This window comes from Halorubrum sp. ARQ200 (assembly GCF_005435115.1).
GTDB lineage: Archaea > Halobacteriota > Halobacteria > Halobacteriales > Haloferacaceae > Halorubrum > Halorubrum tropicale.
In genome coordinates, this window is the sequence record NZ_SGTZ01000014.1 from 1 (window position 1) to 12626 (window position 12626).

The 12626-nt window shown below is 68.2% G+C and carries 15 protein-coding genes and 1 pseudogene; 9 read left to right on the forward strand and 7 right to left on the reverse strand.

Features of this window, described 5'->3' with window-relative positions; genetic code table 11:
- A pseudogene (locus EXE50_RS17795) lies at positions 1-119 on the forward strand (IS6 family transposase); the annotation flags it as partial.
- Between the two features lie 74 nt (positions 120-193).
- Here EXE50_RS17795 and EXE50_RS14125 read toward each other — a convergent pair.
- Together EXE50_RS14125 and EXE50_RS14130 are read right to left on the reverse strand one after the other, a co-directional pair.
- On the reverse strand, positions 194-661 hold the full coding sequence (locus EXE50_RS14125) for a hypothetical protein (RefSeq protein ID WP_137705374.1): 468 nt from the start codon (positions 659-661) through the stop codon (positions 194-196).
- 129 nt (positions 662-790) lie between these two features.
- Positions 791-1468 carry a hypothetical protein gene (locus tag EXE50_RS14130; protein WP_137705375.1) on the reverse strand — a complete coding sequence of 226 codons (678 nt, stop codon included), beginning with the start codon at positions 1466-1468 and terminating at the stop codon, positions 791-793.
- Between the two features lie 409 nt (positions 1469-1877).
- On the opposite strand from EXE50_RS14130, the gene EXE50_RS14135 reads away from it, so the two are divergent.
- On the forward strand, positions 1878-2456 hold the full coding sequence (locus tag EXE50_RS14135; protein ID WP_137705415.1) for a transcriptional regulator: 579 nt from the start codon (positions 1878-1880) through the stop codon (positions 2454-2456).
- A 142-nt stretch (positions 2457-2598) separates the two neighbouring features.
- Here EXE50_RS14135 and EXE50_RS14140 read toward each other — a convergent pair whose 3' ends face one another.
- Positions 2599-3294 (reverse strand): hypothetical protein, encoded by a 696-nt coding sequence (locus tag EXE50_RS14140; protein WP_137705376.1) that lies wholly within the window; start codon positions 3292-3294, stop codon positions 2599-2601.
- Positions 3295-3760: 466 nt separating this feature from the next.
- On the opposite strand from EXE50_RS14140, the gene EXE50_RS14145 reads away from it, so the two are divergent.
- Positions 3761-4351, forward strand: a complete 591-nt coding sequence (locus EXE50_RS14145) for a transcriptional regulator (RefSeq protein ID WP_137705377.1) — start codon at positions 3761-3763, stop codon at positions 4349-4351.
- Between the two features lie 31 nt (positions 4352-4382).
- Here the strand turns inward: EXE50_RS14145 and EXE50_RS14150 are convergent, their stop codons facing one another.
- The 4 genes from EXE50_RS14150 to priS are packed head-to-tail and all read right to left on the reverse strand — an operon-like array spanning position 4383 to position 8593.
- Entirely contained in the window at positions 4383-5633 is a 1251-nt protein-coding gene (locus EXE50_RS14150) for an MBL fold metallo-hydrolase (RefSeq protein ID WP_137705378.1), read from the reverse strand.
- A 25-nt stretch (positions 5634-5658) separates the two neighbouring features.
- Positions 5659-6300 carry a DUF998 domain-containing protein gene (locus EXE50_RS14155; protein WP_137705379.1) on the reverse strand — a complete coding sequence of 214 codons (642 nt, stop codon included), beginning with the start codon at positions 6298-6300 and terminating at the stop codon, positions 5659-5661.
- A 9-nt stretch (positions 6301-6309) separates the two neighbouring features.
- Positions 6310-7419 carry a hypothetical protein gene (locus EXE50_RS14160; RefSeq protein WP_137705380.1) on the reverse strand — a complete coding sequence of 370 codons (1110 nt, stop codon included), beginning with the start codon at positions 7417-7419 and terminating at the stop codon, positions 6310-6312.
- Positions 7420-7429: 10 nt separating this feature from the next.
- A complete protein-coding gene (priS, locus tag EXE50_RS14165) occupies positions 7430-8593 on the reverse strand; it encodes a DNA primase small subunit PriS (protein ID WP_137705381.1) in 1164 nt (387 codons plus the stop codon).
- Between the two features lie 104 nt (positions 8594-8697).
- Here priS and EXE50_RS14170 point away from each other — a divergent pair, with 104 nt between their 5' ends.
- From EXE50_RS14170 to EXE50_RS14190, 6 genes are all read left to right on the forward strand, one after another.
- On the forward strand, positions 8698-8922 hold the full coding sequence (locus EXE50_RS14170; RefSeq protein WP_137705382.1) for a hypothetical protein: 225 nt from the start codon (positions 8698-8700) through the stop codon (positions 8920-8922).
- 131 nt (positions 8923-9053) lie between these two features.
- Positions 9054-9200: a hypothetical protein gene (locus EXE50_RS17510; RefSeq protein ID WP_006112955.1), complete on the forward strand. Its 147-nt coding sequence runs from the start codon at positions 9054-9056 to the stop codon at positions 9198-9200.
- A 459-nt stretch (positions 9201-9659) separates the two neighbouring features.
- Positions 9660-9935, forward strand: a complete 276-nt coding sequence (locus EXE50_RS14175; RefSeq protein WP_004597247.1) for a PadR family transcriptional regulator — start codon at positions 9660-9662, stop codon at positions 9933-9935.
- Between the two features lie 130 nt (positions 9936-10065).
- On the forward strand, positions 10066-11364 hold the full coding sequence (gene gatD / locus EXE50_RS14180; RefSeq protein ID WP_053770614.1) for a Glu-tRNA(Gln) amidotransferase subunit GatD: 1299 nt from the start codon (positions 10066-10068) through the stop codon (positions 11362-11364).
- Positions 11361-12413 (forward strand): GNAT family N-acetyltransferase, encoded by a 1053-nt coding sequence (locus EXE50_RS14185; protein ID WP_053770615.1) that lies wholly within the window; start codon positions 11361-11363, stop codon positions 12411-12413. Before gatD ends, EXE50_RS14185 begins: the two co-directional genes overlap by 4 nt.
- Positions 12410-12622: a hypothetical protein gene (locus EXE50_RS14190; protein ID WP_053770616.1), complete on the forward strand. Its 213-nt coding sequence runs from the start codon at positions 12410-12412 to the stop codon at positions 12620-12622. Before EXE50_RS14185 ends, EXE50_RS14190 begins: the two co-directional genes overlap by 4 nt.
- Positions 12623-12626 lie beyond the last annotated feature (4 nt).

The following is a 12626-nucleotide window of genomic DNA, read 5'->3' on the forward strand; positions in this document are numbered from 1 at the left end:
TTTGGGAGATAGAACGACGAACATCATCATTTGCGAATAGTTTCAGCAATGTCGCGCTAGAGACAGCTCAAAACTGGCTCGAAGCCTTCGCCGTCTACCACAATTCACGCCAAACTTAACGCGACCGTTAGAAAGGCCGTGAGGCATCATCTCAGCCATTATATTTGCTGATACCTTCTATTCTGTGCCCATGTCAGCTCCCATCTGGGAATACTTCTGGGAAGCGTTCTGAATCCCTAGTAGCAGCTACAATCGAAACTTCCGTATTAAGCTCTTGAGGAGGTATATCCCCAATTTCTAGTCGGAGACCAACTCTGATAAAGTCTCCCGGTGATTCGACAACACTCGATGGATTTTGCCTCGTCAGAGGCGTTTGACGTCCCTCTTCGATCAATTGTACTGACTCTAGTTCGGTATCGTCGTACTGACCGAAGAGGACCATTGGCTTCGTGCCTTGATTTTGTGCTTGGAATAGGTTTGTGAACTCGTAAACGGAATTTGGACTGACACCATCTCCCGTTTCATCGAAGGTTCCCCCATCTTCCGGCGCTACTTCATTGTCGAATTGGAAACTTAGTAGCTGGCCGTCTTCAGCGAAATTCTCGGATATCCCGTCAAGGACGAGATACGCATTTTGATCATTCGCTACGGTGACTGCCACGTTCCGATCCGCTTCAACGGAACCAAACGCTCCGCTACCGAGGATGGCTGAGGATCCAGCCACAAGGCCGCTAGTGCCTATCAAGAATTTTCTTCGATTCATTGTGGCAGTCGGACTATCGTCGAAGTATTACCCGATCGAAGTTGGATCGTCGGGTTCAACGCCGATGCGCAGTCCCCCGTTCTCGTCGTCCGGTCCCGGACCGCCATTGGGGAACCGTTCACTGTCATCGGTGATAGAGTAAACCGTAATCGAGGAGTCGCTCACGCTACTTTCCCAACCGTCAATGTTCAGGTTACCAGCAACCGGCACCTCAGCACCGACACCAAGGATAACGCCGACGTTTCCTCGGCTATTCGGATTGGTGGTAGTGAGCGTAGCACCCGAGATTCCATCAGGGAAGTCATTGGTGGGGTCCGACTTGACGGGAACGTAGAATCCGATACCTCCATCTCCAGAGAGGGCATCATCAACAGCCGACTTGTCAATCACGACGCGAGCTGGCTCGGTTCCCTGATTTTTGATAGTGAATTCCGCACCGAATCCGGTTGTAGCGTTGGCGTTAACGCCAGTTCCGTTCTGGCCGTTGACTCCGCTGAAATCCAGTTCGAACACACCGTTGCCGTCGGTGGTAGCAAAGTCGGCATCCGCAGTTGGATCGAGCTGTAGGAATGCGTTTTCGTCGTTCGAAACGGTGACGGAAACGGTCCGATCTGCTTCAACGCTACTGAACGCGCCCGTACCCACAGCGGCTGCGCTTCCAGAAGCCAATGCACCTGCGCCGATCAGGAATTTACGACGTTCCATAGTTGTGTGTCCGCGACCGAGCTCGCGGGGGTCGTCCCGCGTCGGTCGCTTCACTTCCCCCATATACCCTATCCAATATCGTTATGACACGCTCGAAGTACCGCAGGCGCACCCGGAACGAATCACGACGCGACCTCGAACCGCCGCAGGCACCGGTTGATCCCACCTCGACCGACACCCTGACCCCGAATCACGTCGTTTCCCGGAAACAAACCCGAATCCACGGTTTCAGCCCGTATTTCCGCCCTTCAAGCACCGCTTGACCCGGCCGTAGGGACACACAGAACCGGCCAAAATCCGATCTTATCAGATTAAGCACCCTCCTGATTTATGTGTGGTTCCGTACCCAGTAATGTTAACCGCCGAACAGGAGATCGTCACCGCGATCTCGGTCGGCGCGCGCCACACGATGCTCTCGACGACGCCGCTGGGAACGACGCGCGACGTATCGCTGCCCGACGAACAGATCTTCGAACTGCTCGCGAACCGCCGCCGGCGCTTCGCGATCCACGCGCTGAAACGCGCCGGGGAGCCGATGGACGTCGCGGACCTCTCGACGCGCATCACCGCGTGGGAGCGCGGGGTCGACCCCGAGACGATCGACTACGACGACCGCCGGAACGTCCACACGGTCCTCACGCGCACCCACCTGCCGAAGCTCGACGCACACGACGTGGTCGAGTACGACGACGAGGCGAAGGTGGTCGAGCCCACGCCCGCGCTCGACGACCTCGACGTGTACATCGAGGTACTCCGCGGCCGCGAGATCCCGTGGAGCCTCTACTACCTCGGGCTCGCGGTGCTCGCCGGGCTCGTCCAGGTCGCCGTCGCAGTCGGCGTTCCGGGCTTCGCCGCGCTCGGCGGGACCGCGGTCGCCGTTTTCGCGGTCACCGCGTTCGCGGTCTCGGCCGCGCTCCACTACTACTACGGCGAGCGCGCTCGCTTGGGGAACTTGGAGAAGCCGCCCGAGCTGCGTGAGCGGGAGTGAGTCGGACGCCACCGTTCACGGGTACTTCCAGCGCGACTCGTTCTCGATCCGTTTTCATCGTAGATATCGACTATCGACGGACAGGGCGATTTCTGGGTGAATTTTGACAAACTATCAAAAGTATAAGAACAAAAGAACTGTACTAATCCTGCGCAGCCAGTGCCTCGCTTCCGGCACGGATCTGGAGGGTACCGGACAGGTCGTCGTCCGGGCTGGCGTTTGCACCCGTCGTATCCACGAGAATTGAAACACCAATCGCATTGCCCGCCGGAATACGGTCGTCGTTGGTGTTGTTTTCGGTGTACGCGATAGCCGCTCCTCCGCTACCGCCAACCTCTGCTGTTTTAGTAAGGTCTTTAATTGGGTATCCTCCCCACTCAGCACCTCCAATCGGGCGCGTCTGGAAGTACAGCTTCGAACCGTCGTCTGCGGGCCAGTCTTGGCTGTCTCCGGTCAGTTCGTAGTCGATCAGGAGGTTCTGTGTCGCATCGGACTGGTTCTGAACTTCAAACGCCGGATTACCAGTCGGACTGTTGCCGGGAACTTCGAGGGCTCCCGAGACGTTGAACATCGCCCCGATCTGGTACTTCGAATTGACGTTCACACCCTCCCCACCTTCATCAGAGGTGAAGTCGATCTTCAGTTCTCCCGGGTTATCAGTCTCGTACACGAGGTCAGTATCGCCCGGAACAAGCCCAATAAGACCGGATGCGTCGTTGACAACGTCAATATTCGAATCCCTATTCATGCTTGCCGCGCTGAACGCACCAGTACCCATTGCGGCTGCCCCGCCGGCAGCGAGCGATCCCGCACCGATCACGAATTTGCGTCGGTCCATGTCGTCTCTCACCTGTGTTCACGCACTCCCGCGACCCGCCGTCCGGGCCGGGAGTGCTTGGAAAACACATACGACGGGTGGTACTTCGTTATGAGATCCCCGTTGGACCTACCGGGTGATCCCGTCGGATCCGTAGTTTCCGATCGTCGCCCCACACGCTCGCCTCGTTGCCACCGTCGGGACAGTCCTGAACGCTTCGGCAGCACGTCTTCGACTCGAATCGACCGATTGCGGCGACCATCGGGACCGGCCTGAAACCCACTCGGCGACGGCTTTTTCGACGGTATACAGACCCAACCGCGGGTCAGGGCTCTCCTGTATGACCAACGGGACGTGTTATCTCTTCTCACCCAGTAGAGAGTAACAGATTAACTATCTAACCAGTTTATGTGGCCCGGTTGAGCAGTACCGCTCGAAACCGGGCGTTCCGGACGGGGCCGAACGCCGATGAGGAGGGAACACTCGCATGGGATCCACCACCGCACCGACGGCCGAACCGCGCTCGGAGATCGACGACCTCTCCGAAGACGACGTCTTCGAGATGCTCTCCAACCGCCGCCGGCGGTTCGTCATCCACGCGCTCAAGCGCGCGGAGGAGCCGGTCGACGTGTCCGAGCTCTCCACGCACGTCACCGCGTGGGAGCGCGGCGTCGACCCGGACGCGGTCAAGTACGAGGACCGCCGGAACGTGTACAGCACGCTCCGGCGCATCCACCTGCCGAAGCTGGAGGAGAAGAACGTGGTCCGCGTCGACGAGGAGGCGAACCTCGTCGAGCCGACCCCGACGCTCGACGACCTCGACGTGTACATCGAGGTGTTACGCGGGCGCGAGATACCCTGGAGCCTCTACTACTTCGGGCTCGCCGTCTTGGCGGGGCTCGTCCTCGTCGGTGTCTCTATCGGCGTTCCGGGCCTCGCCGCGATCGACGGAACCACCGCCGCCGTGTTCGTCGTCACCGCCTTCACCGTCTCCGCGCTGCTCCACTACCACTACGGCGAGCGCGCTCGGCTGGGGAACCTCGAAGAGCCGCCCGAACTGCGTGGGCGGAGAAAATAAACCGGGACGCGGTATCCTCTGTTCGACGCGGCTACAGCTCGATCCGCTCCCCGATCTCGGGTGCGCTCGCCTCGATCCCGTCCCCGCGCAGGTCCGCCGCGAACGCCTCGCAGCGGTCGCCGTGATTCACCAGCACGCGCGCCCCTCGGTACGACGCTAAGAACGACTCCAGCCCCTCGCGGTCGGCGTGCGCGGAGAAGTCGTACGACTCCACCCGCGCGCTCACCGGCTGCACCCGCCCGTTCAGCTCCAACTGCCCGCGGTCTTTGAGCTCGCGGCCGGGCGTGCCCTCAACCTGGTACCCCGTGAGCGTGACGAGGTTCGTCGGGTTCGTCCGGATCTCGGGGAGGTACGTCTGAACCGGCCCCCCGGCGAGCATCCCGGAGGTGGTGACGACCAGCGCTTTCTCGGCCGCGATCCGCTTCCGCTGGCCGTCGCGGCCCGTGACGACGCGGGCCCGGCCGACCGCCTCGCCGAACGCGTCCGCGTCGCGGAGGAACGACGGGTACCGCCGGAGCGTCTCCGTCACCTCGACGCCCATCCCGTCCACGTACGGCGTGAGGCCGTTCGCGGCCGCGACGAGGAGCAGCTCCTGCGTCCGGCCGATGGCGAACGCGGGCGCGACGACGGTGCCGCCCTCCCAGATCGTCCGCTCCACGCCGTCGGCCCACGCCGACTCCACCGCGGCGCGGTCATCGTGGCTCACGTCGGCGTACGTGGACTCGCAGACCACGACGTCGGCGTCCGGGCGGGCGGTCGTCCCCGCGACTAACCGCTGGTCGTCGGTGTGGAAGTCGCCGGTGTACAGCAGCCTGGTGTCGCCGTCGTCCACGAGGACGTGCGCGGAGCCGGGGATGTGGCCCGCGGAGAACAGCGTCACCTCGTATCCGCCGCCGTCGATCCCGCCCGCGACCGGGAACGGCTCCCCGTAGCCGTGCCGGCGCTCCACCTCGCCCAGCCGGGCGACGTGCTCGGCGCCGAACGGACACAGCGGGCTGTTGCCGTGGAGCTTCAGCGTGTCCTCGGCGAGGGTCCGGGCGAGGTCGCCCGTCGGCGGCGTCCAGTGGACCGGCGGTCGGCGGTCGCCCTTCAGCAGCGCGGGCACCGCGCCGACGTGGTCGAGGTGCCCGTGCGAGACGACGACGGCCTCGGGCTCGGGGTCTCGGACCGGGTACCGCGGCGGGTCCGCCGTCATGAGCCCGTAGTCCAGCAGCAGCGCGTCGTCGACGAGGAGGGCGCTGCGGCCGACCTCGCGGGCGCCGCCGAGGAACTCCAACTCCATCGACGGGCCGTAGCCGCCCGCGGCGTTAGTGTCCGTCGGTCGGGCCGCCGAGCGGGGACCGGATCGCCTCGACCACCGGTGCCGGCCCGACCGCCCACACCCACGCGGCGAACATGAGCGCCCCCGGAAGCTCGGGGAGCGCGAGGCCGGTCACGGGCCACCACCCGGCGGCGAACGTCGCCCAGACGGCGACGTGGACCGGCGCGAACGCGAGCGCGACGCGGCCGGTCGGCTCCCGTCGCCTGAACCAGCCGTCGACGGCGAACACCGCGGTGACGAGTCCGTAGAACCCGATCGCGGCCGGAGCGTGGAGCGGCTCTGTGAGGTCGAAGACGCCGACGCCGGCCATCGCGACCATCGCCAGCGCGAGGAGGGGCGCCAGGACTGGGCGCCCGGCCCGTCCGAGGCCCGCCGCGTAGCAGACCCCGGCCGCCCCGCCCGCGATCAGCCCCCAGTTGAACGCGGCGGCGCTCCCGTCGCGGACCCCCAGGTCGGAGAGCGCGTCGGTCGTCCACGAGAAGGTCGGGTCGAGCAGCACGGCGAGCGCGATGCCGCAGAGCGCGGAGAGCGTCGCGACCGCGCCGCACGCGGCCGCGACACGTCCGGCTGCCGGGGAATCAGGTTTGGGGCCGGCGCCGCCCCGGCCGTCGGTCGCGGAGGCGGCCATCGGCCGCGGTCAGTCGATGCGCTCGGCGGCGTCGCGCTGGACCAGCGGGTCGGCGTTCTCCACCGGGAGGGAGACCACGTCCTCGCTCGCGAGCTCGTACTCCCGCTCGTCGACGCCGAAGATGGCCCCGACGTCGCGGGTGATCCGGACGGTCGCTCGCTCCGTTCCGCCGGCCGGCTCCGGATCTGCGGTCGGCTCCGAACCCGCGGCCGGTTCCGTATCAGCGGGCGGCGAGCCGGTCGCCGTCCCTTCGGGCACCGCGCCGCCGTCCGTCGTCGCGCCGGCGGTCGGCTCCTCGTCGGCGTCGCCCGTGGAGGTCCCGTCCGGATCGTCGTCGACCCCGACCGCGCCCGGGGGCGCCGGCTCGGGCGGCACCGGCGTCGGCTCGCCGTCCCCCGCGGTCCCGGCGTCGCCGGTCGGCTCCGGGGCGGCGGGGTCCGCGTCGCCCTCGGTCGGCCCGGCCGGGGCGTCGCCGGTCGACTCGGTCTCGCCTCCGCCCATCGCCCCGGCGAGCGCGTCCGCGGCGGCGGACCCACTCTCGGGGGTCGCGTCGCCGGCGCCCGCCGGGTCCGGCCCCGTCCCGGCGGGCGGCGTCTCGGCTTCGGCCGCCGGGGCGTTCGGCGTCGCGTCGGTCGGCGTCGTGTCGCGCGATCCCCCGGCGTCGCGGGCGGCCGACGCTCCGTCCGCGGTCGAGGACTCGTCTCGGATCGGCGACCCCTCCTGGACCGGCGACTCGCCCGTGAGCACGTCGAGGACCTCCGACTTGTTCGCGGTGATGCGCTCGACGAGGTCGTCGAACAGCCGGCGCTCCTCGGTCGTCATCCCCTCCTCGTCGACGGACATGTCCGCCGCGGCGAAGGAGGCGAGCTTGACGACCTTCCCGACCCGGCGCTCGTAGAGGGCCTCCGCGACCTCCTCGGCGGTCTCGACCTCGTCGGAGAGCCGGCGGACGTCGTCGTCCGCGAACGGGTTCTCGACCTGCTCGGCGCGGCGGTCGCGCGCGGCGCGGAGGTCTGCGACGTACGCGCCCACGTCGTCGTAAAACGAGTCCCGCAGGTGCTGGAGGCTGTCCTTCCGGCGCTCCTTCGCCTGCGCGGACCGGAGTTCGTCGAGGTTCATTGCTCGTCGGTCATCGTTCGGGGGCTTTCCGCGCCTCGCCGCGGGCCATCAGGAACGCCCCCGCGAACTCGGGCACGGTGTTTCTACCGGATTCAACTCTGACGCGCTCGCCGTTTAATTCTACCGTCCGATCCGCGTCCGTCTCGATCCGGATCTCGCGGCCGACGAACCGCTCCGGGACGGCGTCCCGGAGCGGGTCGAAGTCGGCGATCTCGTCCCGGTGCAGCGGCGTGACGACCAGGGCGGAGCCGCCGTGGAGCGTCCCCGGCAGCCGGATGAGCCGCCGCGTGTCGGTGGTCACCGGCTCGTCGATCGGCGCGGCGTCCTCCGCGGCGACGCGCGCGGCGAGCGCCGAGACGAGCCGGCGCACCCCGGGCCCGCCGGCCTCCACGTTGCCCTCGCGCACCGCCGTCGGGTTCCGGTCGAACGCGCCGAGGATCGTCTTCGCCCCTTTCTCACCTATCCCATCAAACTTCATCAGCTCCTCGCGCGCGGCCTCGTCGTTCATCTCCCGGAGGTCGTCGGCGTACTCGACCAAGGCGTCGTGGACGCGCGCGCCCCACCCGCCCTCAGTGCGGAGGACGCGCTTCGTCGTCCCCCGGTCGGAGACGGTCCGGATCAGGCCGTCGGTGTCCAGGTCGATGGCCCGCACGTAGTCGACGATCTCGCGGCGCGCGGCGCTGTCTAACTCCCTCACGCCCTCGTCCCGGACGTGGACGTGGTAGCCGCGCCCGCCCGAGAAGACGACGGTCACGTCCTCGAACGCGAAGTCGTCGTCGATGAAGTCCAACAACCGAAGGAGCGCGTCCTTACACGTCGCCAGCATCTCCGGGTACGAGGTGGTCTCCGGGTCGACGCCGGGGAGGTGGTCGGCGTCCAGGTCGAAGACGAGGTCGGCGTTCCGCCACCCCTTCTGTCCCATCGTCGCCGCGCCGGGGTCGTCGTAGCGCGCGGCCGAGAAGTAGGCGTGCCGGGGGGCGTTGTCCGCGAAGAACGTGTCCACGTTGCCGAGGTCGAACAGCGACCGGTGCCGGACCATCGTCGTCCCGGACCCGGGGGTCCACGGGATGTGGCCCCACTCGCGGAGGTTCGCGTCGGGCGGGAGCGACAGCGACACCGACCGGTAGTAGTCGCCGAACCGCCCCCGGAGGTACTCGCGGGTCCGGTCGTCCATCGTCTCCTCTCGTACCCGCGGTCGACGTATCAACGTTACCGTTCGCGGGCGACCGGCGACAGCGTTTTCTTCGGGAGCGCCGTCACCGCACACGCCCGGTCCCCATGCTCGACGAGATATTCGACGTGTTCTTCGGCGCGGTAGCGGAACTGGTCCCCGACGTCGTGTGGGGCGCCCTGTTCCTGATCGCCGGCGCCCTGGCGACGATGATCGGCGTGTCGATGCTCCTCGGAGTGACGACGCTCGACGGGTCGGTGCGCCTCGGCGGACTCCTGACCGCCGTCGGCGTGTCGATGGTGGGCGGCGTCTTGGTCGCGTGGTACCGCTGATCGGCGTCCCAGCCGCGCGGTCCCCGTCTCCCGAGCGCCGCGCGTCGGACGCCGACCGCCCTCCGCCGCCGACCCCGAAACGGCCACCGTCGGCCACAACACTATCCGGGACCGCTCCCTATCCGTCTCGCATGCGCTCCGAAGAGGAAGTCAGAGAGCAGTACGAGTTCCTCCGCGAGCAGTTGGACGACGAGGAGATGAACCACCGCGGCGTCGAGGAACTGTTCGCGCACTACAAGCGCGCGCTCGGCTGGGTGTTAGAAGAGGAACATATGTGAGCGACGTACGACACGTTTATGACTCTCTACGCTGTACAATTTGGTGACGCTTCGTCTGGAGGGCCGAAGCGTCAGCGGGGACCAATCGGCAGGCCCGACGCGGCTTTTTTCCGCGTCGGGCGTGCCTTCTTCCGACGCTCGACCGCCTAGCGGTCGGTCCGTCTCGCGTCGCGCCCGAGCGGAGCGCGCGGTACCACGTTCGGACCGAGCGTCGCCGCCGGACCGCAGCGCAGTTCCGTCACTCGCCTCCGAGTGCGCCTTTCGCCCCGGTCGACGACACGTATCACCCAACCGAAACGACTGCCGCCGGTGAACACGCGGTCCGGACTCACGCGACGGTTGCGGAGTTGACAGAACGGAGTCCGGTGTTCCGGGGACGCAGGGCCCGCTCGCCGGTCGTACGTGGACTGATATAACGGTATATTTATTTATTTTCGACAGGTATGTAGAGGCAGTTGTATGTACGACCTCACAGGTTTTCAGCGAGACCTGCTCTACGTGATCGCGGGGCTCGACGAGCCGCACGGGCTGGCCATCAAAGAGGAGCTCGAAGAGTACTACGAGAAGGAGATCCACCACGGCCGCCTCTACCCGAACCTCGACACGCTCGTCGAGAAGGGGCTCGTCGAGAAGGGCCAGCGCGACCGCCGCACGAACTACTACACGCTGACTCGCCGCGGACGACGCGAAATCGAGGCCCGGACCGACTGGGAAGCCGAGTACATCGAGCACTGACCCCGCCGCCCGCCGCTCCCGCGATCGGCCGATAGCCGCCGGCCTCCGTCTTCTCTCCTGTTTCCCGTCGCCCTACCGCTCCGCGCCGCGAACGGTTGGATTCAAGTCCGCCCCGGCGGAACCGGGGCGTATGCAACCGGGAGATCGCGTCCGCGTCGAGCGCGGGGGCGTCACCAACGAGGGCGTACTGCTCCCCTCCACGACGCGCGACCACCTCGTCGTCAAGCTCGACGGCGGCTACAACGTCGGCATCGACCGCGAGGCGGCCGACGTTGAGGTGGTGGAGTCCGGGGTCCGCGAGGTCGACCCCGCGGCCGAGACCGACGGCGACGGGGACGCCACCTCGGAGATCACCTTCGACGACGACCTGCCCACCGTCTCGCTCATCTCCACCGGCGGGACCATCGCCTCCACCGTCGACTACCGGACCGGCGCCGTCACGGCCCAGTTCGACGCGGAGGACGTGCTCCGCGCGGTCCCCGAGCTGGCCGGCCGCGCGAACTACCGCGGCCGGGTCGTCGCGAACATCCTCTCGGAGAACATGGAGCCGTCCATCTGGCGCGACCTCGCCGCGGCGGTCGCCGAGGAGGTCGAGGCGGGCGCCGACGGCGTCGTGGTGATGCACGGCACCGACACGATGCAGTACTCCGCGTCCGCGCTCTCCTTCATGCTCGACTCGCCCGTGCCGGTCGTGTTCACGGGGAGCCAGCGCTCCGCGGACCGCCCCTCCTCCGACAACGTGATGAACGCGGTCTGCGCCGTCGAGGCCGCGAAGGCCGACCACGCCGAGACGCTCGTCTGTATGCACGCCGCTCCCTCCGACGACGCCTGCGCGCTCCACCGCGGCACGCGCGTCCGCAAGAACCACACCTCCCGTCGGGACGCCTTCGAGACGGTCGGCGCCGCGCCCCTCGGCGTCATCGACTACGAGGCGGCCGCCGAGGCGGGCGCCGACGGCGACGCGGCCGACGCCGCCGTCGAGTGGAACCGCGAGCCGCTCCCGCGGGGCGACGACGAGGGGACCGTCGGCGTCGAGTCCGGCCTCGACGGCGACGTCGAACTCGTCAAGTTCACGCCCGGGATGGACCCGGCGGCGTGGGACTACCTCGACGGGAAGGACGGCGTCGTCATCGAGGGCACCGGGCTCGGCCACGTCCACACCGACCTCATCCCGCGGATCGAGGAGCTGGTCGAGGGCGGCGCCGTCGTCGCCATGACGAGCCAGTGCCTGGCCGGCCGGGTATGCGACCGCGTGTACGACACCGGCCGCGACCTGCTCGACGCGGGCGTCGTCGAGGCCGGCGACACCCTCCCCGGCACCGCGAAGGTGAAGCTCATGTGGGCGCTGGCGAACCGCTCCGACCCCGCCGAGGCGATGGGCCGCGACCTCGCCGGCGAGCTGACCGAGGAGTCGCGGCCCTGGCGATGAGCGGTCGCGGGTCCGCCGCCGGCGGCCCGGCGGTCGCCGTCCGCGAGGCGCGCCCCGCCGACGCCGACGCGGTCGCGGCCTTCACGCGGGACACGTGGGGCGAGCGCCACGAGGACTACATCCCGCGGGTGTTCCCCGACTGGGCCGCCGACGACGACCCCGACCGCGGCACCTTCGTCGCGACCCTCCCGCCGGAGGCCGCGGCTTCCGCCGACCTCGACGGCCGGGAAGCGGGCGACACGCGCGTCGAGGGCGACGGGACCGGCGCCGCCGACGCCGGCGACCCCGAGGCGGTCGTCGGCTGTATCCAGGCCGTCTCGCTGTCGGAGTGGGAGGCGTGGGGACAGGGGATCCGCGTCGACCCCGCGGCCCGCGGCCACGGCGTCGGCACGGCGCTCTCGGAGGCCGCCCTCGACTGGGCCCGCGAGCGCGGCGCGGCCGTCTGCCGCAACATGGTGTTCTCGTGGAACGCCATGGGCCTCGGCCAGTCGCGCGCCGTCGGCTTCGAGCCCGAGACGGAGTTCCGGTTCGCCGAGCCGGACCCGGACGCGACCGCGCTCGACGGTGCGGCCGACGCCGGCGTCGGCCCCCTCGCCGACCCGGACCCGAACGCGGCGTGGGCGTTCTGGAGCGACAGCGACGCGCGCGACCACCTGCGCGGGCTCGCGCTCGACCCCGACGAGTCGTGGGCCTGCTCGCAGCTCACCCGCGGGCGGCTCGCGGCCGCGACCGCCGAGGACCGCCTCCTCGCGGTCGGCGACGCGGACGCGGTCGCCGGCGTCGCGGTCCGGACGCGCGTGACGGAGCGCGAGGTCGACGGCGAGACGACCCGGACGGCGACGTACGGCGTCGCCGCGTGGCGCGACGCCGACGCGGCGGGGACGCTGTTCGACGCCGTCGCCGCCGACGCCGCGGCGGCCGACGCCGACGGCGCCCGCGTGCTGATCCCCGAGACGGTCGACCACGTGAGCGACGTCGCCGCGAACCGCGTGTCGGTCGCGACCGAACCCGACTTCGTGATGTGCGCGGACCTCACCGGTGAGCCATGATCCCCCTCGGCATTGCCCTCCCGTGGTCGCTCCCGCTGACGCTCGTGATCTACGGCGTCGTCGTCGCCGCGGCGGTCTGGATCTACCGCGACGCGAAGGCCCGCGGGAGCCGCTACGCGCCCCTCTGGGCGCTCTCGACGCTCGTCTTCACCATCGTCCCGGTGCTCGCGTACCTCTACCTCCACCGGGAGGCCGGCCCGGCGCGGTAAGGGG